Origin of the sequence: Flavobacterium sp. W22_SRS_FP1, from assembly GCF_052113685.1 — a bacterium.
Lineage (GTDB): Bacteria > Bacteroidota > Bacteroidia > Flavobacteriales > Flavobacteriaceae > Flavobacterium.
In genome coordinates this window covers 183450-205231 of the sequence record NZ_JBGQOE010000002.1, presented here as the reverse complement: position 1 = coordinate 205231, position 21782 = coordinate 183450, and the positions used below count along the sequence as shown (strand labels likewise).

At 35.5% G+C, this 21782-nt stretch carries 19 protein-coding genes and 2 pseudogenes; 14 read left to right on the top strand and 7 right to left on the bottom strand.

Annotated elements, in window-relative coordinates; genetic code table 11:
- Window positions 1–136: 136 nt before the first annotated feature.
- The 7 genes and pseudogenes from hemH (at window position 137) to ACEN2H_RS02235 (ending at window position 7466) form a co-directional block, all read left to right on the top strand.
- Window positions 137–1168 (top strand): ferrochelatase, encoded by a 1032-nt coding sequence (hemH, locus tag ACEN2H_RS02265; RefSeq protein WP_441729984.1) that lies wholly within the window; start codon window positions 137–139, stop codon window positions 1166–1168.
- Window positions 1169–2525, top strand: a pseudogene (locus ACEN2H_RS02260) (MATE family efflux transporter). It begins immediately after the preceding gene.
- A 117-nt stretch (window positions 2526–2642) separates the two neighbouring features.
- A pseudogene (locus ACEN2H_RS02255) lies at window positions 2643–3998 on the top strand (MATE family efflux transporter).
- A complete protein-coding gene (locus tag ACEN2H_RS02250; RefSeq protein ID WP_441729982.1) occupies window positions 3985–4536 on the top strand; it encodes a CopD family protein in 552 nt (183 codons plus the stop codon). Before ACEN2H_RS02255 ends, ACEN2H_RS02250 begins: the two are co-directional and overlap by 14 nt.
- Before the next feature lie 114 nt (window positions 4537–4650).
- Window positions 4651–6066 carry a sensor histidine kinase gene (locus tag ACEN2H_RS02245; protein ID WP_441730117.1) on the top strand — a complete coding sequence of 472 codons (1416 nt, stop codon included), beginning with the start codon at window positions 4651–4653 and terminating at the stop codon, window positions 6064–6066.
- A gap of 9 nt (window positions 6067–6075) precedes the next feature.
- Complete coding sequence (locus tag ACEN2H_RS02240) at window positions 6076–6858, top strand: enoyl-CoA hydratase/isomerase family protein (protein WP_441729980.1); 783 nt, start codon at window positions 6076–6078, stop codon at window positions 6856–6858.
- Window positions 6859–7061: 203 nt separating this feature from the next.
- The gene (locus ACEN2H_RS02235; RefSeq protein ID WP_441729978.1) at window positions 7062–7466 is read left to right on the top strand and encodes a hypothetical protein; all 405 of its coding nucleotides are present in this window, start codon (window positions 7062–7064) and stop codon (window positions 7464–7466) included.
- Between the two features lie 197 nt (window positions 7467–7663).
- On the opposite strand, the gene ACEN2H_RS02230 is transcribed toward ACEN2H_RS02235, so the two are convergent.
- The 3 genes from ACEN2H_RS02230 to ACEN2H_RS02220 all read right to left on the bottom strand — a co-directional run bounded on the left by ACEN2H_RS02230 (window position 7664) and on the right by ACEN2H_RS02220 (window position 10146).
- Window positions 7664–8317 carry an HD domain-containing protein gene (locus ACEN2H_RS02230; RefSeq protein ID WP_441729976.1) on the bottom strand — a complete coding sequence of 218 codons (654 nt, stop codon included), beginning with the start codon at window positions 8315–8317 and terminating at the stop codon, window positions 7664–7666.
- A gap of 97 nt (window positions 8318–8414) precedes the next feature.
- A complete protein-coding gene (locus ACEN2H_RS02225; protein WP_441729974.1) occupies window positions 8415–9401 on the bottom strand; it encodes an acyl-ACP desaturase in 987 nt (328 codons plus the stop codon).
- Between the two features lie 10 nt (window positions 9402–9411).
- Entirely contained in the window at window positions 9412–10146 is a 735-nt protein-coding gene (locus tag ACEN2H_RS02220) for a lysophospholipid acyltransferase family protein (protein WP_441729972.1), read from the bottom strand.
- A gap of 125 nt (window positions 10147–10271) precedes the next feature.
- On the opposite strand from ACEN2H_RS02220, the gene rnpA reads away from it, so the two are divergent.
- The 3 genes from rnpA (at window position 10272) to ACEN2H_RS02205 (ending at window position 13233) form a co-directional block, all read left to right on the top strand.
- The gene (gene rnpA, locus ACEN2H_RS02215) at window positions 10272–10685 is read left to right on the top strand and encodes a ribonuclease P protein component (protein WP_441729971.1); all 414 of its coding nucleotides are present in this window, start codon (window positions 10272–10274) and stop codon (window positions 10683–10685) included.
- 100 nt (window positions 10686–10785) lie between these two features.
- Entirely contained in the window at window positions 10786–12423 is a 1638-nt protein-coding gene (locus tag ACEN2H_RS02210; RefSeq protein WP_441729969.1) for a S41 family peptidase, read from the top strand.
- Window positions 12424–12426: 3 nt separating this feature from the next.
- Window positions 12427–13233: an OmpA family protein gene (locus ACEN2H_RS02205; RefSeq protein ID WP_441729967.1), complete on the top strand. Its 807-nt coding sequence runs from the start codon at window positions 12427–12429 to the stop codon at window positions 13231–13233.
- Between the two features lies 1 nt (window position 13234).
- Here ACEN2H_RS02205 and ACEN2H_RS02200 read toward each other — a convergent pair whose 3' ends face one another.
- The 4 genes from ACEN2H_RS02200 to ACEN2H_RS02185 form a co-directional block, all read right to left on the bottom strand.
- The gene (locus tag ACEN2H_RS02200) at window positions 13235–13681 is read right to left on the bottom strand and encodes a GNAT family N-acetyltransferase (protein WP_441729965.1); all 447 of its coding nucleotides are present in this window, start codon (window positions 13679–13681) and stop codon (window positions 13235–13237) included.
- A gap of 45 nt (window positions 13682–13726) precedes the next feature.
- Entirely contained in the window at window positions 13727–14704 is a 978-nt protein-coding gene (locus ACEN2H_RS02195) for a DUF4837 family protein (protein WP_441729963.1), read from the bottom strand.
- Between the two features lie 104 nt (window positions 14705–14808).
- Entirely contained in the window at window positions 14809–16875 is a 2067-nt protein-coding gene (locus tag ACEN2H_RS02190; protein WP_441729961.1) for a LysM peptidoglycan-binding domain-containing protein, read from the bottom strand.
- A gap of 110 nt (window positions 16876–16985) precedes the next feature.
- Complete coding sequence (locus ACEN2H_RS02185; protein ID WP_441729959.1) at window positions 16986–18173, bottom strand: phosphoglycerate kinase; 1188 nt, start codon at window positions 18171–18173, stop codon at window positions 16986–16988.
- Between the two features lie 285 nt (window positions 18174–18458).
- On the opposite strand from ACEN2H_RS02185, the gene ACEN2H_RS02180 reads away from it, so the two are divergent.
- The 4 genes from ACEN2H_RS02180 to recA all read left to right on the top strand — a co-directional run bounded on the left by ACEN2H_RS02180 (window position 18459) and on the right by recA (window position 21738).
- Window positions 18459–19607 carry a DNA polymerase III subunit gene (locus ACEN2H_RS02180; protein WP_441729957.1) on the top strand — a complete coding sequence of 383 codons (1149 nt, stop codon included), beginning with the start codon at window positions 18459–18461 and terminating at the stop codon, window positions 19605–19607.
- Between the two features lie 4 nt (window positions 19608–19611).
- Window positions 19612–19995 (top strand): DoxX family protein, encoded by a 384-nt coding sequence (locus ACEN2H_RS02175; protein ID WP_441729956.1) that lies wholly within the window; start codon window positions 19612–19614, stop codon window positions 19993–19995.
- Window positions 19996–20029: 34 nt separating this feature from the next.
- Window positions 20030–20539 (top strand): acyl-CoA thioesterase, encoded by a 510-nt coding sequence (locus ACEN2H_RS02170; RefSeq protein WP_441729954.1) that lies wholly within the window; start codon window positions 20030–20032, stop codon window positions 20537–20539.
- 191 nt (window positions 20540–20730) lie between these two features.
- Window positions 20731–21738 (top strand): recombinase RecA, encoded by a 1008-nt coding sequence (recA, locus tag ACEN2H_RS02165; RefSeq protein WP_441730115.1) that lies wholly within the window; start codon window positions 20731–20733, stop codon window positions 21736–21738.
- Window positions 21739–21782 lie beyond the last annotated feature (44 nt).

The following is a 21782-nucleotide window of genomic DNA, read 5'->3' as shown; positions in this document are numbered from 1 at the left end:
AACAATAAATAAAAAATAGTTAATCGTATTCTATAGAAAAACTACTTTAACTACTTTTACGGCAAGATTACTCATTCTTCAAGTTCAATCATTTTTAACAGAACAGCTGAAGCAATAATAACAAAAGAAATATTTTATGAAAGGTGTATTATTAGTCAATTTAGGTTCTCCCGAAAGTCCAACAGCGAAAGATGTAAAGCCATATTTGGATGAGTTTTTAATGGATAAATATGTAATTGATGTTCCATTTTTGTTGAGAGCATTATTAGTTCGAGGAATAATTTTGCAAACAAGACCTAAAAAATCCGCAGCAGCATATGCTAAAGTATGGACAGATGAAGGTTCCCCGCTGATCGTACTATCAAAAAGAATGCATGCCAAAGTTAAAGGATTAGTAGATGTTCCCGTTTCGTTAGCTATGCGTTATGGAAACCCATCTCTTTTGTCAGGGTTACAAGAATTACATGATCAAGGTGTTACTGAGGTGATGCTTTTCCCTTTGTACCCGCAACATGCTATGGCATCTACCACAACAATATTAGAATTAGCTGAAGATCACCGTAAAAAGTATTTTCCAGAAATGAAATTTACGATAGTTCCTGCCTTTTATAATAAACCAGACTACCTACAAAACCTTGCTGACTCTATAAAAGGACATCTAGAAGGTTATGACTATGATCATCTTTTGTTCTCTTACCACGGAGTTCCGGAGCGTCACATTCGCAAAACAGATATTACGAAGTCACATTGTAAAATTGATGGATCCTGCTGTAATACACCGTCTCCAGCACATGAGTTTTGCTACCGTCACCAGTGTTATGAAACGACAAAGCAGGTTGTCAAATTATTAGGTATCCCAGAAGAAAAATACAGTCAAACCTTTCAGTCTCGATTAGCTGGAGACAAGTGGCTTACCCCTTACACGGATGTCGAAGTGAACAAAATGCCTGAAAAAGGAATTAAGAAATTAGCGGTCGTAACTCCTGCTTTTGTATCTGATTGTTTAGAGACCTTAGAAGAGATTGCGATGGAAGCTAATCACGAATTTAAAGTTCATGGTGGTGAAGAATTCTTTGCAGTTCCATGTTTAAATGATGGTGATGCTTGGTGCAATACGGTAAGTAATTGGATTAGTGAATGGGTAGCTCTAGAAAAGACGAATGTATAAATGGCAGTTTCAGCCGAAGAACTAGGAACTGAAGATATAAAAAAACTTCTTTTAAAACAGGCAGTTCCAGCTTCTATTGGGATTTTATTCATGTCCGTCAATATACTAGTAGATACTATATTTGTTGGACAATGGATCGGTTCACTTGCCATTGCGGCTGTAACTGTAGTCTTACCAATAACATTCTTTATTTCATCATTAGGAATGGCTATAGGTATAGGTGGCGGATCTGTTCTTTCTAGGGCCCTTGGTGCAAAAAATTCAGAAAAAGCAAAAGTCACTTTTGCTAACCAAATTATGATGACCTTTATTTTGGCGTCAATTTTTGTGCTACTGGGAATATTTTTTAGTGCCGATATGTTACTACTTTTTGGCGCAAAAGGCCCCATAATAAAACCCGCAACTGAATTCTTCACCCCAATTATTGTTTCCGTTCCCTTCCTAGCACTTTGCATGATGGGAAACAATATTATAAGGGCAGAAGGCAAGGCTAAATTTGCGATGGTGGCTATGATTATTCCCGCTTTTGTCAATATTATACTCGATGTTATTTTTATAAAAGTGATGGGATGGGGGAATGTTTGGAGCAGCTTTAGCTACGTCCATTTCTTATTTTATGTGCTTCCTTTTTGTTCTATGGTTTTTTGTGTACAAAAGCGAATTAAAACTGAAAGCAAAACATTTTAAATTACACCTACCCATAATAAAAGAGATTACCGAACTGAGTTTTGTTACTTTTTCAAGACAAGGCGTAGTGAGTATTTTAGCAATCATCCTTAATCATACTTTATATTCCTACGGGGGAGAACACTCCATCGCCGTTTACGGGATAATTAGTAGAATGTTAATGTTTGCTCTCTTTCCTATTCTCGGAATCACGCAAGGATTTATTCCAATTGCCGGTTATAATCACGGAGCTAAAAATTACAAAAGGGTCAAGGAGAGTATTAAAATTTCCATTAAATACGCTGCACTTTTAGCGTCGCTAATTTTTGTTTTTATCCTCTATTATGCAACACCTATTGTATCGGTTTTTACTACCGATCCCAAAGTAATTGCAGAAACGCCGGATGCCTTGAGTTGGGTATTTGCGGCTTCTCCTATTATTGCCATCCAATTAATTGGAGCGGCGTATTTTCAAGCGGCAGGAAATGCTAAGAAAGCGTTGCTGCTGACGCTTAGTAAGCAGGGCTTTTTCTTAATTCCATTAGTTCTCCTACTACCTAATTTTTTCGGTATTTTTGGAGTATGGGTCGCCTTCCCTATTGCTGATGTACTGTCAACCCTACTAACGGGTTATTTCCTTAGAAAAGAGATGACCACAAAATTGATTATAACTGCAGATGAACTATTGTAAGAATCTCAACCTGCTATATTTTATCTTTGCAATTCCTTACTTAAATAGCTGTGATACCAGGTACAAAACCGTAAACAACTGGATTACTAAATGAGTAGCTCTCAAAAAAAAACATAAATGGCAATAACTGACGAAGAACTAGGAACCACAGACATAAAAAAGTTACTGATAAAACAGGCAGCGCCTGCCTCTATAGGGATTTTATTCATGTCACTAAACATCCTTATTGACACTATATTTGTAGGTCAGTGGATCGGTTCGCTCGCTATCGCAGTGGTAACAGTAGTTTTTCCAATAACATTCCTAATTTCATCATTGGGAATGGCTATAGGTGTTGGGGGTGGATCAGTTCTTTCCCGCGCTTTAGGTGCAAAAAACCGCAAAAAAGCAAAACTTACTTTTGCCAATCAAATTATGATGACCTTCCTTTTAGCATCCATTTTTGTAATTTTAGGATTTTTTTTTAGTAAAGAGTTGTTGCTTTTTTATGGAGCCAAAGGAGATATTATGGCACCGGCGACTATATTCCTATCACCTATTATAGTTTCAGTACCATTCCTTGCCCTTAGCATGATGGGAAATAACATAATTAGGGCCGAGGGGCAAGCCACATACGCAATGGTATCGATGATTATTCCAGCGCTTGTAAATATTGCATTGGATGTTGTATTTATAAAATTCATGAATTTAGGACTATATGGAGCAGCTCTTGCAACGGGCATTTCCTATTTTACGTGTTTTCTTTTTATTCTTTGGTACTTTGTATATAAAACTGAGTTAAAGATGCAAGTGAAGGATTTTAAATTCCATTTACCAATTATCAAAGAAATCACCTCACTTAGCTTTGTCTCTTTTTCTAGACAAGGTGTAGTAAGCATTTTAGCCATCATTCTCAATCATACTTTATACTCTTACGGCGGCGAAAATTCTATTATTGTTTACGGCATTATCAGTAAGACACTAATCTTTGCACTCTTCCCTGTTCTTGGAATAACGCAAGGATTCATTCCAATTGCCGGTTATAATTATGGGGCTGAAAATTACGGCAGGGTAAAAGAAAGCATCCAAATTTCAATTAAATATGCAGCGCTTTTAGCATCATTGGTTTTTATCGTTATACTCTATTACGCTGCCCCTATCATTGCCATTTTCACTACTAATGAAAAGATAATTGCAGAAGCACCAAGCGCGTTACGTTGGGTATTTGCCGCTTCTCCTGTAATAGCAGTCCAGTTAATTGGAGCTGCTTATTTTTAAGCAGCAGGAAAGGCTAAAAAGGCGTTATTGCTAACGCTAAGTAAACAAGGCTTCTTCTTAATTCCATTAGTACTCATACTACCGAATTTTTTCGGTATTTTTGGTGTGTGGGTTGCCTTCCCTATTGCTGATGTGGCATCAACAATTCTCACAGGCTATTTCCTGAGAAAAGAAATGAATACAAAATTGATTAATACTACCGATGGATTATTATAACTACCTCAAATCCCTACACCTCATCTTTGTAATTACATGGTTTGCAGGTTTGTTTTATATTGTACGCTTGTTTGTGTACCAAATTGAAGCTGCACAAAAGCCATCACCAGAAAAGGAAATTTTACAAGCGCAGTATAAAATCATGACCTACCGCCTTTGGTATATTATCACTTGGCCTTCTGCTATATTGGCAAGTATATTTGCATATTGGATGCTATTTTTTACTGACCTGGGTAAAGCTTGGCTACAAATGCCTTGGATGCATGTAAAACTTGGCTTTGTATTTGCTTTGTATTTATACCACGGGAAATGCCAACAAATTTTCAAACAATTGCAAAACGACCAAATTAAATACACTACCAATTTTATGCGATTATGGAACGAAGGAGCTACCATCATTCTTTTCGCGGTAGTCTTTTTAGTTATTCTTAAAAATGCCGTCAATTGGATTTACGGAGTTATTGGAATTTTTATATTCGCACTTACAATTATGTTAGGTTTTAAGTTTTATAAAAGGATACGAGAAAGAAGTAATTAGCATCTAGTAATTAGCTTTTACGCTTTGAAATAATCACTATTCACTAATCGCTAAAAAATGCTAAAAGGCTTTAAAATATCGATGTTATCTTTGCGGGTTAGGATATTTCTTTCGATGATCGTATTGATTATTGTAGCCTCCGTCCTACTCGCTTCTATTTCCATTATCCAGTTTAAAAATGAAGCTAAAGAATACCATCAAGAACGATTAGAACGCAAAGAAAATGCAGTTCGAGAACATATTAACTACGTGCTCTCAACAACCACCTATCCACTGACAACTGAAAATCTAGATTTAATTTTCAAGGATAAAATTCACGAGCTGGCGCACATACATAACATTGAAATTAATGTTTACGGCTTAGACGGAAAACTTTTAAAGTCCTCCAAAGAATCGTTTTCCGTTGATAAAGTTTTGCCTCCAATCCCCAAATATATTTTAAAACTGGTTCGTTCCTCAATTGAGAAAAGGTACGTAGACATCAGGACAATAAATGGTGTCAAGAACCGATCTTCTTTTACCGAAATAAAAGACGACAAGTTCAAGCCCTTAGGTGTTTTGAACTTACCATATCTAGAGGATGACGGTTTCTACGACAAGGAATTGAAAAGTTTTCTAATCCGATTAGGGCAGGTCTATTCCTTTATGCTGATTGTTGCTTTTGGACTAGCCTATTTTCTTGCCACTTATATAACAAAGTCATTAAAGACAATTTCTGATCGCTTAAACGAAACCAGTTTAAAGCAAAAAAATAAAAAAATCGTCTTAGAGGCGAGTAGCAAAGAAATCAACCTGTTAATCACCGCCTACAACCGCATGGTGGATGAACTTGAGGTTAGTGCAGTAAAACTGGCGCAAAGCGAGAGAGAAGAGGCTTGGAGAGAAATGGCAAAACAAGTCGCTCACGAAATTAAAAACCCATTGACCCCAATGCGGTTAACTGTACAAAGTTTTCAAAGAAAATTCGACCCTAATGATCCGGAAATAAAGCAAAAAATGGACGATTACTCAGAAACATTGATTCAACAAATAGACACCATGAATTCTGTTGCATCCGCTTTTTCAAATTTTGCCTCGATGCCCGCTCAACAAAATGAGACCTTAAACGTCGTGGAGGTAGTGGAACTGGCTTTGGATATTTTCAACGAGGAGTTTATTATTTTTGAAAGTAACTCATCAGAGATTATATCGAAAATAGACCGAACACAACTGATTCGAATAATCACCAATTTAGTCAAAAACGCCATTCAATCGATACCAGAACAGCAAGAGGACAAAAAGGTTTTCATAAACGTAAAAAAAGAAGTAAATAATGTCTTGATTAGCGTTACTGACAATGGAACGGGAATCAGCCCAGAAGACACTAACCGTATCTTCGAATTTAAATTTACAACCAAAAACAGCGGAATGGGTCTGGGTTTGGGTATTATTAAAAACATCATCGAAAATTATAAAGGAACAATTACCTTTGAAACAGAATACGGAAAAGGAACTCAATTTACAGTTTCGCTTCCCATAATTAACTCCTAAATTATTATAATGAGCTACAAAAACCTTTTAGTCGCAAAAGAAGAAAGCATTGCAACCATAACTATAAACCGCCCCACGAAACTGAATGCACTCAATAAAGAGATCATTCTTGAGTTACATCAGGCCTTTCAGGAATTAGAAAAAGATTATGAAACCCGAGTTATTATTTTAACTGGTAGCGGCGAAAAAGCTTTTGTAGCTGGTGCTGATATTGCTGAGTTTTCAGAATTTTCGGTTGAAGAAGCTGTTCAGTTAGCTGCCCATGGGCAAGACACCTTGTTTAACTTTGTAGAAAACCTAAAAACACCTGTAATTGCTGCTGTTAATGGTTTTGCCCTTGGCGGAGGACTAGAATTGGCAATGGCCTGTCATTTTCGAATAGCTTCTGACAATGCCAAAATGGGCTTGCCAGAAGTGTCTTTAGGTGTTATTCCTGGTTATGGTGGAACGCAACGTCTACCTCAACTAATTGGAAAAGGACGTGCTATGGAAATGATATTGACAGCCAGTATGTTGACAGCTGAGGATGCCTATAGAATGGGATTGGTGAACAATGTTATTCCACAAGCAGAACTCTTAGATTACTGTAACGGAATTGCAAAAAAAATCATTAAAAATTCTCCTTTGGCTTTAAGTGCCGCCATAAAGTCAATCAACGCTAATTATACAGATGGTGAAAACGGCTTTGAGACAGAAATAAAAGCCTTTGGAAAATGTTTTGGAACCAACGATTTTAAAGAAGGAACAACTGCCTTTTTAGAGAAAAGAAAAGCCGTTTTTACCGGGGAATAAAACTTTTTATATTCCACTTAAAATATTTCTAACTGCAGATTCTACGATTACAAAAACATAGAATCTGCAATTTTTCATTTAAACAAACCCAAACGGTTCATTCATCAAACAAATTTTTTCTTTATTATTCGGCTATTTTACTTTACAAAACCTAATTTTGCAAAATTATACTTGGAAATATTCAACCACTAAAAATTATGATTATGTCTTTTCAACCTGTATTCGTTCAATTTTGGGAAAAAGTAAAAGAAAGTATCGAAAATGGTACTTATGCTAAATTGACTTTGGCCAAAACTATTGGTGATACTGAATTGAAAAACATCTATGTACGTCCTGTATTACTTGAGAATGATGTTTTCAGTCTTTCTCTTAGTGCTAAGTATAAAACAGAAGAAATTGAGAGTTTCCATACAATCGATGAAGCCTTTTTAGTTTTGACACCTTATTTAAATAATCCATTTTTGACAGCCTTGTTGTTTACCACGGAAAACGACATCACTTTTAAACTTAACAAAAAGAGGGTAGGGAGCATCATAGAGCAAGCTCCCACTTTTAAAAGCGCATCAGATGTTATCCTAGAAATGAAGTCAAAAGGCATTTCGATTTAGGATTTTTGATTAACGATTGTTGATTTAAAAAACCAGCAATCCAACAAATATCTGAAATTTAAAATAGTGGTTAGAGACCAGAATTTAGTAATCAGTTCATGGCTTGGGTGTAAAAAGACTGAAATTGATCTTTTTTAATTAAAGTAGCAGTATTTGGACGTCAACAAACTGAATACCAAAAAATGAACACTGTTTACTTACTTTTCACCCTCCCATTCCGCATAAAACTGACTTAAGAAACCCTCCATATAACGGTGTCTTTCTTTCGCAATTTGTTTGCCAGATTCGGTATTCATCTTATCTTTTAGCAGTAATAACTTTTCGTAAAAATGATTCAGCGTGGGTGCCTCACTATTTTTGTACTCTTCCTTGGTCATCTTGGTGTTCGGGGCGATTTTAGGGTCATAGAGCGTTCTATTTTTGAACCCGCCATAGTTGAACGTTCTCGCAATTCCAATGGCTCCCAAGGCGTCTAAACGATCCGCGTCCTGAACTATATCCAGCTCTATTGAAGTAAAGGCTTTTTCGAAATTACCTCCCTTATAGGAAATGTTCTCAATGATTTTAACCACATGCTCGATTGTGACCACATCTACATTTTCTGACTCCAGAAATGTTCTAGCTACTTTAGGTCCTACGGATTCATCTCCGTCATTAAACTTACTGTCGGCTATATCGTGAAGTAAAGCACCTAATTTTACAACCGTTACATTGCAAACTTCATTCTGTGCAATTAACATTGCGTTTTTATAGACTCTTTCTATATGGAACCAGTCATGACCTCCTTCAGCATTCTCCAATTTATCTTTTACGAAAGCTATTGTATTACTAACTATGTCCGTTTTATTCATTTTTTATTGCTCTAAAAAAAATGTTGGTTTCCGAAGATTTAAAAACCTCAAAAACCAACACTTATTATTCTTTATTTATGATCCCAAGCCTTTGTAACTATATTCTAGCTGGCTCCACCCATTTGAATATATGAGACTCTTGCGGAATGGTCATTCTTTCTGAAATTCTAGCCATTCTTGCAGGTAATTTCATCAAATAATCTCTTGCTTTTTCAGCTTCGTCCGTCAAGCCGGTAATCTTATCAATTTCCCACTTGTCCATTAATTTCTGCATGATATCAATGTAGTCAGCCGCAGTGTATACACCAATTCGTTGTGCAGAATCGGAAAACTGCTCAAAAGCGCTACTTATCTTTTCTCCTGACTCTCTCAAAAAATGAGCTGGCATAACAATTTTTTGCTTCATCATATACTGAAAAGCAATCATCATTTCACTAGGATCGACCTGAAAGATTCTGGTCACGAACTCACTGTAGGCATGATGATGGCGCATTTCGTCACCAGCAATCATCTTGCACATTTTAGCTAATTTGTTGTCCCCGTATTTCTTAGCCATTTGAGCTACACGATTGTGAGAAACGTATGTTGCTAACTCCTGAAAACTAGTATAAACGAAGTTCTTATACGGGTCCCTTCCGGTACCAATATCGAATCCGTCATTAATAAGATGCTGCGTGGTGATTTCAATTTCACGCATGTTTACACGACCAGATAAATATAAGTATTTATTCAGTAAATCACCGTGACGATTTTCCTCCCCAGTCCACTGTCTAATCCATTTAGACCATCCGTTTCTTCCTACGTTATCTACTCCGTCCACATCCATTAACCAGGATTCATAGGTAGGAAGCGCTTCTTCGGTAATAGTGTCACCCACTAAAGTTACCCAAAAATCATAAGGTAAATCTTTTGCAATTTCGCGTAATTCCTTCACCTCTTCAAAAAAAGTATCACTCTCTGAATTAGGCAAAAAATCAGCTGGCTGCCAAATTTTTTCTACTGGTATTAAAAACTGATCAACATAGTTGTCAACGTCTTTTTCTAGAAACTGCATAACCTCTAATCGTATATTTTGTGTTGACATTTTATATAAATTAAAATTTTATTCCTTTTACTACTTCACTTTCTGTCTTTTCCATTAACTCCGCAAAATCAAGCTCTCTAACTGCTAATGGCTTATGAACTACAAAGGTAAGGCGATTTCCTAGACCAAGTGGAAAAAAACCATATTTAACCACTTTCCAAGAATTATTTATGCTTATTGGAACCACGTAAGCCGATGGAGCGTACTTACACAGTATTTTTAGTCCGCTTTGTGCAAAAACCCTTGGCTTGCCCGTTTTACTGCGAGTACCTTCTGGAAAAATAACTGCTGCACGTTTATTTTTTTCGATGTATTCCGCCAACTTTTTAATTTCTGGAATAGCTTGTTTAGAGTCCTTTCGGTCAATCAATGCCGAACCACCATGACGTAAATTAAAGGAGACGCTTGGAATTCCTTTTCCAAGTTCCATTTTACTCACAAATTTACAATGAAACTTACGCAAAAACCAAATCATTGCAATAATATCGTACATACTTTGATGATTGGAAACAAATATTATGGGAGCATCTTTTGGTATGTTTTCTATATTCTCAAATTTGTAGCTGGTTCCTAAAAGATTCGAGCATTTTACTAAAAAAAAATTGAGGTAATCAACACTTACTTTGTGGGCCTTATATCCAAAAAGATTAAAGCAAACCCACTGAATTGGATGAAAAATGACCAACGTAAGACCGAAACACAAATAATACAATACAGATATGGGGTACGAAACCAGTTTTTCCATGCTTAAAATATTAACTACAAAAGTAAGAAATATATTTTTTCCTGCTATTTAAATCCCAAACAATAATAGGTTTGCTGTTTAATTGTACATTTGCTAGCTAAAATATTTACGTTTTATCTTTACAAATGAACTTTACTTATCCAAAAAACGAAAAACTAAAAAGCAAAACCACAATCGGATTATTATTTACTGATGGGAAATCAGTGTCTAAATACCCGTTGCGATTGGTTTACCATTCCGGTGCGTTAAGTGACAGTCAAAAACTAAAAATGGGAGTTTCCGTTTCTAAGAAAAACTTTAAAAAAGCAGTAGATCGCAATTACTTTAAACGAATCCTTCGCGAAACCTATCGACTGAACAAACATATACTCGTTGATAACTTAGACAAACCACATGCATTTATGTTGTTTTATCAAACGAAAGAACGCTTGACTTATGACGAAATCAATACCAAGACAATCCAATTGTTCGAAAAATTCGTTTCACAAAACATAAAAAAAGACCAAACAGACATTTCCAAAATCTCGGCAATTGAATAGTTTCTCTCTCAATAAACTAAATTCAAATTAATTCTATACGGCTCTCATTATTGCTGATTTATTCCTAATTTAGTTGGCTTTAATCTAAGAATAAAATATTATGATGCCGTTTTTGAAAAAAAAATATATTTTCCCTATCGTTGCTTCATTATTTTTGTTTGTTGGTGCTAGTTTCAAAAATGACTTTTTTGAAATAGCCAAACAAATAGAAATTTTCACGACCCTCTTCAAGGAATTAAACACCAACTACGTAGACGAAACAAACCCAGGAGAATTAATGGACAAGGCTATTACCGGTATGTTGAGTAGTCTAGATCCTTACACTATTTACTTTAACGAGCAGGAAGTGCTAAACTTCAAAATAAATAATACGGGAGAGTACACTGGTATAGGCGCTTTGATTACTAGAAAAGAAGATAAACTAATAATAAGAGAGGTCTACAAAGATTTCCCTGCTGATAAAGCCGGCTTTAAAGCTGGAGATGAAATTATCCAAATTGGTGATGTTCTTTTGGCCGACTTTAAAAACGATGCTTCGAAATTGCTGAAAGGGGCTAAGAACACTAAAATAGAGATAAAATATATACGCCAAAATAAAAAAAATACCACAGAAATAGTACTAAATGAAGTTGCAATAAAATCAGTTCCTTTCTTTGCAAAAATAGATGCTAAAACCGGTTACATCGTTTTGTCCCGTTTCAACGTAAAAGCAGCACTTGAAACAAAACAAGCACTTGAAGAACTTAAAAGCCAGGGTGCCGAGAGGATTATTTTGGATTTACGAGGCAACCCAGGCGGCTTGCTCAATGAAGCCATAAACATTTGCAATCTCTTTGTGCCAAAAAATGAGGTTATCGTAACCACGAAATCGAAAATCGAAAAACACAATAACACCTACAAGACCAACTTTGAGCCAGTTGATACTGAAATCCCATTGATTATCATCATAAACGGCAAAAGCGCCTCGGCATCAGAAATAGTTTCAGGAGCCTTACAAGATTTAGATCGGGCGGTTATTGTGGGTAGCAGAAGCTTTGGAAAAGGATTAGTGCAGAAACCGGTCGATTTGACTTACAACACACAACTAAAGGTGACTATTTCCCGCTATTATACTCCTTCAGGTAGATGTATCCAAGCCTTAGATTACGCGCACAAAGAAAAAAATGGCATAGCTCTTAGAACTGAAGAAAAAAACTATAACACTTTTAAAACCCGCAAGGGCAGGATCGTTTATGATGGTGGCGGAATTTTGCCAGACCTACAACTCGACGAGACAAGAATGAGCCCTATTGCCGCTTCTTTATTGAAAAATGATGGCATATTCAATTACGCTACCGAATATTACTTTAAGAATCCAAATTTGGGAGATCAAATTCCAAACTTCTCTAATGATGATTATCAAAACTTCAAACAGTTTTTAAAAACCCAGAATGTCTCTTTCGATACCGAAACGGAATTAGCACTAAAAAATACTTTGGCGATGGCCAAAAAAGAGAAAATTGACACCGCCATTCTTACAGAATACGAACAGTTACTTTTAGCATTACAAAAAAGCGAGGAACTACTATTGGATAAAAATCAAGAAGAAATTAAAGGTTTAATTATTGATGAAATCATCAAACGTTACCAATATCAAGAAGGTCTATACCAATATTATTTAAAAAACAATTCAGAAATTCAGAAATCCCTCATCATTTTGAATAACAGCGCCCAATATAAAAAAATATTAAATAATTAATCGATGCTAAACTATTTTAAAATAATAGCTTTGGTTACATATGGATGCCTTACTGCCCAAGGGAAAAAAGTTGAGACAGTTTATTTTGATTTTGACAGATACGACTTGGAATATAAACAGAAGCAAACAATTATTGATTTTGTCATTCGCTCCGACACTTCTAAAATTGAATCCATTCAAATTTATGGATATTGCGACGACAGGGGTGATTATGATTACAATTATAAATTATCGCAAGACAGGGTCAACACTGTTCAAAACACACTAACTTCAAGTGGTTTTAATAAAAATAAGATAGTGATCATTGAAGGAAGGGGGCGCGTAGTACTGACAGATGAATCTTCCGACAATTTATCTGAAATACGCTCAAAAAACAGACGAGTAGATTTACTTATAGTTCGAAAAAATAGTTTTGGGAAAGGAATTTATACCTCCTTCCAGGATAATCTTATAATAGGCGACCGAATCTTTTTGAAAGAAATCTTTTTTCCGATGGGCAGCAGTGCACTTTCGTATTCTGCAAAAAAAGAGTTAGATAGAATCGTAATTGTTTTACAGAACCATAAAAATATAGAGTTTGAGATTAGAGGCCATGTCTGCTGTACCCCAAGTCCCTTTGAAGATGCCATTGATGATGATACAAATGAAAGAAAACTGTCTTTGAATCGTGCAAAAAGCGTTTTTTGGTACTTAAAGTCTAAACGTGTAAATAGTCTAAGAATGACTTATACAGGCTGCGGAAACAAGTTCCCCATGGAAAAAGGATCGGAATTTGACCGAAGAGTTGAGTTTCTGATTACTAAAATATAAATTAGGCGCGCACCATATCAATATGCGGAATATCATCCTCTAAATACATTTCGCTAATTTGAACAAAACCATGGCTTTCATAGAATTTTTTTAAGTATAATTGTGCTCCAATGGTGATTTTACTCTCGTTAAAATGAAGTTGAATTCCAGCAATTGCTTCCCGCATTAAATCGTGTCCCCATTTCCTGGTTCGGTAATTCGGATCAACAACTACTCTGCCTATTGAAGCGTTGTCGAAACTTATTCCTGCTTTAAAAAGCCGTGCATGGGCAACGATTTTACCTTCAAATTCACCGTAAAGATGTAATGCGATCTTGTCTTTACCGTCTAGGTCAAGATAAATGCAGTTTTGCTCCACCACAAAGATCTCACTTCTCAGCTTGAGCAAATCATATAATTCATTAACCGTTAATGCCTCAAAAGGCTTTATTGTCCATTGTATTGCCATGGATTATTGTTTTTTTACTGTAATTTTTAATTGAAATATCCTCTGTTATCTCCCCAATATGGAAACCGATTTTATAATGGCTTCCAACTCTAGCATCATATCCCTTTTCTCTTTCGATGGAGAATAACAAAACCCTTCTAAAACTAGTACTCTGTCATTATTTTTATCTACAATCGCATAATTGATGAAAGGCCCCGACATGAAATCATTCTTTAATTCCCAAGTTCCTTTCGTTTCGTAGACGAGCTTGCCATCCAGTTTAATCTTGAAAAAATAAGGAGCATAAGCCTCTTCAGTGATCATATCGGTATCGGGGTCTTTCCCATGAATATAGAGCCTCCCGATGGAATCTCGCATTTTTATAATGTTCGAAACTAAATTGTCTTTGTTTGTAATGGACTTAGGCGAAACCTCGTAAATTAACAGACTCGTGTTCCCACTTACTACTTCTTTTTTTAACCATATAAACTTATCTCCCTGAACCATGTATGCATAGGTAGAGGGAATATCTACAGAAATATTAAACTTATTTCCAACTGTTTTAGGGTCGAGTAACGACTTTCCATTTAGCCTTTGGATCTCATCAATTTCTGTTTGACGAATTGTTTTAATGATTTTGGAAGTCCTATTTTCTATGATGGTCAAAATGGCTGCAGCTGTTTTCCCCGTAATATGAAATACATTTTGGGGAGAGGCATACTGGTCATTCTTTATGAAAAATTTATTTTTATCTCCTTTTTTTACCACAATGATGTTTCGGTTATCAGTCATAAACCCTTCCATGATTTTAACTGGATATTGATTTATGGTAAAAAGTGGTTCCTCCTGCGGCAACCCGATAACTGGAGCAGCAAACTTATTTCGAATACTATCCCCAATTTCACCATTCCACAACTGATCATCTATTATAACTGATATACTATTCACTTTCCCCGTAGTTTTCCGCGGAAGATCATCGTCTTTCTTTTTACATGAAAAAATTAAGACAGTAATAAGGAGAAGTAAAAAATAAATTTTATTCATTATAATTCGATTGTGAAATGCTACGCATTCAATCTAAAAGGTTTTCCGCGGCGCTTCGAAACTTTTAAACCATATTAAACCCAAATTTATAGAAGATAATTCTATTATCCGTTAATTTTTAACTTCATTCCAGGTTTAATTTTTTCACTGCGAATATCGTTCCACTTTTTTAAGTCTGAAATGGATACTCCAGGATATTTTTTTGCAATGCTATACAGTGAATCGCCTTTTTTAACATAATAATCAACTCCCTTTTTTGGAGAAATAGTGATTGAACTTTCCTTTTTCTTGAAAGAATTCGCAGTTGCATTGTCAGTATGGATTGCCACTTCATTTTTAGCAACCGTTAAACTCCTTCCCAAAGCAATAGTATTAACCAATAAATCATTCCACTCTTTCAAATCCTTCAGAGATGTTCCAAATTTTTTTGCAATGCTACCCAGATTATCTCCTTCTTTAACCGTGTATTGAATGTTTCTCAAGTCGCGACCTAAAACAAGAACTTCTTGAGTGTCTAATTTATTTTCTATAAGCTGCAAACTTATACCTGCCTGAACTGTATTGCTTGAAAGCTTATTCCATTCTTTAATTTCAGCTACAGTAACATTGTTCTTCTTAGCAATCGAGTTCAAATTATCTCCTTTTCGAACCACGTATAAGGTCTTTAGATTTGTGAAAATCGTGTCTTTATTAATCTCGTTTTCCTCTTTTACCTCCGTAGCATTTTCCAATTGCGCTATAACTCCTATTTGATTTTTTAAGATACTCTCCTTGGAAGCAGGTTCCAACTTAGCCTCTTTCACTATAGTTTTAACGATACTTTCTGTCGTGATAATTTTTAAGCTTTTCCCATATGCAATAGTATTGCTTCGCAGTCTATTCCACTTTTTTAAATCGGAGACCTCCACATTATATTTGTTGGCAATCGCGCCCAAATTATCTCCTCGTTTAATTTTATAATATTTTGTCTTAGTACGGGTAATCCTTTGTCTATTTGAACTAATCATTTCCTTTGAAACTGTCGCACTATTTTGCTGAAAAGGCATTTCTCTCAGATCTAGTTCATGTTGTACATAGGCGTATATTTTGTCTTCATTAGATGCAAATACTCCGGTTTTTTCTTTCGGCAATCTCAAATAATGGTCTTCATCACTATAAAAAGGAATTACGTTTAACTTGTAGGAAGGGTTTAATATTTGAAGTTGAGAAACAGGAACGTCTAATAAGTCTGATATTTGCTTAAAGGACATTTTCTTTTTAATCATAATGGTGTCCGTGGCGAAATGTTGTACTAAAGCCCGGTCAGGTACTATTCCATGCTCATTATGATACTCATATAAATACATCGTCGCTAAGAATGCTGGGACATATCCTCTTGTTTCTCTTGGGAGATGTTTTCTTATATTCCAATAATTTTGTTTCCCACCAGAACGTCTGATCGCTTTAGAAACATTACCCGGTCCAGAATTATAAGAGGCCAAAACTAATTCCCAATCTCCAAAAATAGAATACATATTGGACATGTATTTTGCAGCAGCCGCGCTAGACTTTAGCGGATCACTTCGCTCATCAATATAAGAATCAATCTTTAAATTATATTGTTTCCCTGTTTGGTACATGAACTGCCAAAGTCCCGTTGCCCCCAATCTAGATACCGCTTTAGGATTTAGCGCCGACTCTACAACCGCCAAATATTTTATTTCTAACGGCACTTTTTCTTTGGCGAAAGCCTCTTCAAAAAGCGGGAAATAATATTCAGAAATGGCCATCAACCGTTCAAAGGATCTTTTTCTATATTTTAAATAGGATTTAATTACATTTTCAAGACTTTCATTGTATTCAATTCTGAAAGGTGATTTGGCATTCATTTCTGCTAATCTCGATTTCAATAATTCAGTAGACAGCTCATCATAATCTACTTTTTGATCTATATCAATATTTTCAATATCGGAAGTGATGTCATTGTACAAATCTAAATTTGTCAATTCATTCATCCATAAGCTATCCACGCAGAAAGCCATATTGTCCTTCTCAAAGGTATTTTTGATGGAATCTAAATAGGATAAGTTACGCTCTAAATTAACAATTCCTTCGCTTTCGACAAGGTTTTGCGAAAACAAAGGAATTGATACTAATAATAAAAGTGATATTATGGATTTTTTTATATTCATGCTGTTTTTTTGCCAACTATCTTAAATCTAAATGATTAAGCGAGTTTTTTTTTACAAACATAATGCGTTATTCCTAAGAAATTCCATAAATAATGTTAAAAATATGATTTTTAGTCTAAAATTGCCGCTATACCTGGCAATACTTTACCTTCAAGCATTTCAAGCATTGCACCACCTCCTGTAGATACGTAACTCATTTTATCTTCAAGTTCAAATTGCTTTACTGCCGCAACTGAATCCCCACCACCCACAAGAGAGAATGCTCCGTTTTCAGTAGACGCGGCTATATAGTTACCAAGAGCGATAGTTCCATTAGCAAAACTTTCCATTTCAAAAACACCTAAAGGACCGTTCCAAAGAATGGTTTTGGATTCCATTATTACTTTTTCAAAATTGGCTAGTGATTTAGGACCTGCATCAAGACCTTGCCATCCGTCAGGAATTTCATTTACATCAACAATTTTAGTATTTGCTGTATTTGAAAAATCATCTGCTGCAATAACATCTACTGGAATATGAATTTGAACTCCTTTTTCTTTAGCTAATCTCAAGATTTCTAAAGCCAATTCTTGTTTGTCATCTTCACAAATAGAATCACCAATTTTTCCTCCTAAAGCTTTCACGAAAGTAAAAGTCATTCCGCCACCAATGATCATGTAATCCACTTTATCAAGAATATTTTCGATAACCGTAATTTTCGAAGATACTTTTGATCCACCAAGAACAGCCGTTACGGGTTTTTCGCTGTTTTTTAATACTTTATTTAAACTTTCGATTTCTTTAGCCAATAACAATCCAAAACATTTATTGGTTGGAAAAAATTGCGCAATGATAGTAGTTGAAGCATGCGCTCTATGCGCAGTTCCAAAAGCGTCATTCACATAAATATCACCTAGTGAAGCCAATTCTTTTGCAAAAGATACATCTCCTGCTTCTTCTTCCTTATGAAAACGTAAGTTTTCTAACAATAAAACTTCTCCAGCTTTTAAGTTTGCAGCAGCATTTTCTGCTTCTTCACCAATACAATCTGAGGCAAAATGAACGGGTACTCGAAGCACTTCTGAAGTTGTTTTCAAAATATGTTTCAACGAATATTTCTCTTCAACTCCTTTTGGTCTTCCCAAGTGCGACATTAAAATTACGCTTCCACCTTGAGCAAGAATTGCATCTATAGTAGGTTTTGCCGCTTCAATACGAGTAGCATCCGTTACCTTAAAATTTTCGTCCAAGGGCACGTTAAAATCAACACGTATTATTGCTTTTTTATTTTTAAAATCAAAGTCGTTTAAAGTCTTCATTAGGTCTGTTTTTTAGTTTATTTTTTAGAAAGAATAACAAATATAGAATTTTAGATTATGAATAAATTGGGATAAATCAAAAACAACTACTTTTAATCAACGAAATCGTTGTAATTTGACAAATAATTTATTTTATCAGCATTAAAAGTTATTTATTTTTAAAAAAGTGCGTCTGTTCTCGTTTTGAAATCATAAAGAAACTTTATCGTCAATTTGAAGCTCAGCTTTTGGCAAACTTTGTTAATGAAAACTTTAGACTAACCCATTTTCTTCTATCTTTGCTTTATGGAATTTTCTGAAATTTTAGGGCAAGAACACATTAAAAATCATCTGACAAAAAGTGCAGAATTAGGTAGAATCCCACACGCGCAACTATTTGTTGGCCCGGAAGGAAGCGGCACGTTAGCGATGGCAATTGCTTATGCACAATACATTTTATGCAGCAATCATAACGGGGAAAACTCGGGTCCCAATGAAGCCTGCAATCTGAAGTTCCAGAAAACATCACATCCTGATTTACACTTTGCTTACCCTACGGTAACGACTCCGAAAGTAGATAAAAAGCCTAAAAGCATAGATTTTATTGTTGATTGGAGAAAGTTTGTTTCTCAAAATCCTTACGGAGGATTATTTGATTGGTATGCTGTTTTGGGCGTTCAGAACAAGCAAGGAGAGATAAGGGTGGATGATGCACAAGAAATTTTAAAATCATTGTCTTTAAAATCATACGAGGGAGGTTATAAAATAATGATTGTCTGGATGGCAGATAAGTTAAATATAGCCGCTTCCAATAAGTTATTAAAACTACTAGAAGAGCCCCCAGAAAAAACAGTCTTCATTTTAATTTCTGAAAACGAGGAAGATATTATTCAAACCATACGTTCGCGATGTCAGATTTTACATTTTAACGGACTAAGTGAATCTATCATAACAGAGGCTTTGATTTCTCGTAAACAAGTACAGCCAAGTTTAGCAGCAAAAATAGCACACCAAGCACAGGGTAATTACAATATCGCCTTACATCTCCTTCATGATGATAATGACGAATTTCCATTTGAGCAGTGGTTTGTAACCTGGGTTCGAGCCGCTTTTAAAGCGAAAGGAAATGCAGCTGCGATTCAAGATTTAATACTTTGGAGCGAAAAAATCGCAAGCCTTGGACGAGAAACACAAAAGAAATTTCTCGAATTTTGTATTGAAATGTTTCGTCAAGCTTTGTTAATTAATTATGAAACTAAAAGCTTGGTTTATTTTGAACCTAAAGTGGACAAATTCAAACTCGAAAATTTTGCACCATTCGTTAATGGCAATAATATCCATGATATCTTCAAGGAACTCTCGGACGCCATGTATCACGTGGAGCGCAACGGAAATGCAAAAATTATTTTAACCGATTTGTCCATTAAATTAACGCGTTTAATCCATAAAAAATAAAGATATGAATAACGTCGCATCAATTCTAATTTTAGTTTTTTTAGCCATTACATTTGTTCAGTCCGGTTATGACAAGCTGTTTTATTGGAAAGACAATTTAGAGTGGTTAAAGGCTCACTTTGCTAAAACGCAATTAAAAAACCTTGTGCCTTTGGCTCTATTGCACATTTTGGTTCTAGAATTAATTTCAGGCATTCTGTGCATTGTCGGCTGTATAGAGTTATTGATTAACAACGGTAGGTTATTCGGTTTTTACGGAGCCGTTTTTTCTTGTATTACCTTACTTATGTTACTTTTTGGACAACGACTAGCTAAAGATTATGATGGAGCCAGAACCATCGTTATTTATTTTATACCGGCAGTAATGGCAGTTTATTGGTTAAACTAAAAAATAAAAAAAAGTAATAACACTAACAAAAATAATGATACCAAAACACCCTTCTGAATCCTTAACTATCTTAACCGATTTGGTTTTGCCAAGTGAAACAAATCCTTTGAATAATCTTTTTGGGGGTGAATTGTTGGCCCGTATGGATCGCGCCGCAAGCATCGCTGCGAGAAGACATTCCAGAAGAATTGTGGTAACGGCATCCGTAAATCACGTGGCATTCAACAGAGCCATTCCTTTGGGAAGTGTAGTAACCGTGGAAGCTAAAGTCTCTAGGGCTTTTAAAACCTCAATGGAAATCTTTATAGACATTTGGGTAGAAGACAGAGAATCTGGCAATAAAACCAAGGCAAATGAGGCCATATATACATTTGTGGCTGTAGATGATACCGGAACACCGATAGAAATACCCCAAATAATCCCAGAAACTGAGCTAGAAAAACAACGTTTTGCTGCTGCATTAAGACGCAAACAACTCAGCCTAGTTTTAGCGGGAAAAATGAAACCTGAAGAAGCCACAGAATTGAGGGCTTTATTCATGTAATTAGGGCAAATCGCTTTTAGTTTTTTATTGCGGTTGAAAATTTCTGAAAAGAGAAAATTTGCATTAAAAAAAGAAGTATTTTTACAAAACATAGATTCATTACACAACTGCATTTTTAAGGATAATTATCCTTCCTAGTAGTTTTTTACGATTATAAAATAATACAAATGAAAGAAAAGGTAAAAGAGAAGATGAGTACAGAGAAAGAGGCAAAATTAAAAGCATTACAACTTACCCTTGACAAACTAGATAAAACCTACGGAAAAGGAACGGTAATGAAAATGGGGGATAAAGCCATTGTAGAAGTGGAAACCATTTCTTCGGGCTCTTTAGGAATCGATTTAGCCCTAGGGGTTGGTGGATATCCACGAGGAAGAGTTATAGAGATATATGGCCCGGAATCATCTGGAAAAACCACTTTGACACTTCATGCTATTGCCGAAGCTCAAAAAGCAGGTGGAATTGCAGCTTTTATTGATGCTGAGCATGCATTCGATAGAAATTATGCTGAAAAATTAGGAGTTGATATTGAAAACTTGATAATTTCCCAACCAGACAACGGAGAACAAGCATTAGAAATTGCAGAAAACTTGATTCGTTCAGGTGCAATTGATATTGTTGTTATTGACTCGGTTGCTGCATTGACACCAAAAAGTGAAATCGAAGGGGAAATGGGAGATTCTAAAATGGGACTTCATGCTCGTTTAATGTCACAAGCCTTAAGAAAGTTAACGGGAACGATTAGCAAAACAAATTGTACCGTATTCTTCATCAACCAATTGAGAGAGAAAATTGGGGTTATGTTTGGAAATCCAGAAACTACAACAGGAGGAAACGCACTGAAATTTTACGCTTCGGTACGTTTAGATATCCGTCGTTCTACTCAAATCAAAGATGGCGATAATGTACTTGGAAACAGAACAAAAGTAAAAGTGGTAAAAAATAAAGTAGCACCACCTTTTAAAATTGCTGAATTTGACATCATGTATGGTGAAGGAATTTCAAAAACAGGAGAAATATTAGATTTAGCTGTTGAGTTTGAAATCATCAAAAAAGCAGGGTCTTGGTTTAGTTATGGTGAAACCAAATTAGGACAAGGTCGTGATGCTGTGAAATCTTTAATCAAAGACAATCCAGAATTAGCAGATGAACTTGAAGTAAAAATTAAAGCTAGAATTAAGGAACTGGCTGATGCATAAAACTAAAAAAAGAGTTGGCCTTGGCCAACTCTTTTTTTATATAG

Coding starts and splice junctions, on each gene's coding strand:
- hemH (WP_441729984.1), top strand. CDS start 137: ATGAAAGGTGTATTATTAGTCAATTTAGGTTCTCCCGAAAGTCCAACA.
- ACEN2H_RS02250 (WP_441729982.1), top strand. CDS start 3,985: ATGGATTATTATAACTACCTCAAATCCCTACACCTCATCTTTGTAATT.
- ACEN2H_RS02245 (WP_441730117.1), top strand. CDS start 4,651: ATGATCGTATTGATTATTGTAGCCTCCGTCCTACTCGCTTCTATTTCC.
- ACEN2H_RS02240 (WP_441729980.1), top strand. CDS start 6,076: ATGAGCTACAAAAACCTTTTAGTCGCAAAAGAAGAAAGCATTGCAACC.
- ACEN2H_RS02235 (WP_441729978.1), top strand. CDS start 7,062: ATGTCTTTTCAACCTGTATTCGTTCAATTTTGGGAAAAAGTAAAAGAA.
- ACEN2H_RS02230 (WP_441729976.1), bottom strand. CDS start 8,317: ATGAATAAAACGGACATAGTTAGTAATACAATAGCTTTCGTAAAAGAT.
- ACEN2H_RS02225 (WP_441729974.1), bottom strand. CDS start 9,401: ATGTCAACACAAAATATACGATTAGAGGTTATGCAGTTTCTAGAAAAA.
- ACEN2H_RS02220 (WP_441729972.1), bottom strand. CDS start 10,146: ATGGAAAAACTGGTTTCGTACCCCATATCTGTATTGTATTATTTGTGT.
- rnpA (WP_441729971.1), top strand. CDS start 10,272: ATGAACTTTACTTATCCAAAAAACGAAAAACTAAAAAGCAAAACCACA.
- ACEN2H_RS02210 (WP_441729969.1), top strand. CDS start 10,786: ATGATGCCGTTTTTGAAAAAAAAATATATTTTCCCTATCGTTGCTTCA.
- ACEN2H_RS02205 (WP_441729967.1), top strand. CDS start 12,427: ATGCTAAACTATTTTAAAATAATAGCTTTGGTTACATATGGATGCCTT.
- ACEN2H_RS02200 (WP_441729965.1), bottom strand. CDS start 13,681: ATGGCAATACAATGGACAATAAAGCCTTTTGAGGCATTAACGGTTAAT.
- ACEN2H_RS02195 (WP_441729963.1), bottom strand. CDS start 14,704: ATGAATAAAATTTATTTTTTACTTCTCCTTATTACTGTCTTAATTTTT.
- ACEN2H_RS02190 (WP_441729961.1), bottom strand. CDS start 16,875: ATGAATATAAAAAAATCCATAATATCACTTTTATTATTAGTATCAATT.
- ACEN2H_RS02185 (WP_441729959.1), bottom strand. CDS start 18,173: ATGAAGACTTTAAACGACTTTGATTTTAAAAATAAAAAAGCAATAATA.
- ACEN2H_RS02180 (WP_441729957.1), top strand. CDS start 18,459: ATGGAATTTTCTGAAATTTTAGGGCAAGAACACATTAAAAATCATCTG.
- ACEN2H_RS02175 (WP_441729956.1), top strand. CDS start 19,612: ATGAATAACGTCGCATCAATTCTAATTTTAGTTTTTTTAGCCATTACA.
- ACEN2H_RS02170 (WP_441729954.1), top strand. CDS start 20,030: ATGATACCAAAACACCCTTCTGAATCCTTAACTATCTTAACCGATTTG.
- recA (WP_441730115.1), top strand. CDS start 20,731: ATGAGTACAGAGAAAGAGGCAAAATTAAAAGCATTACAACTTACCCTT.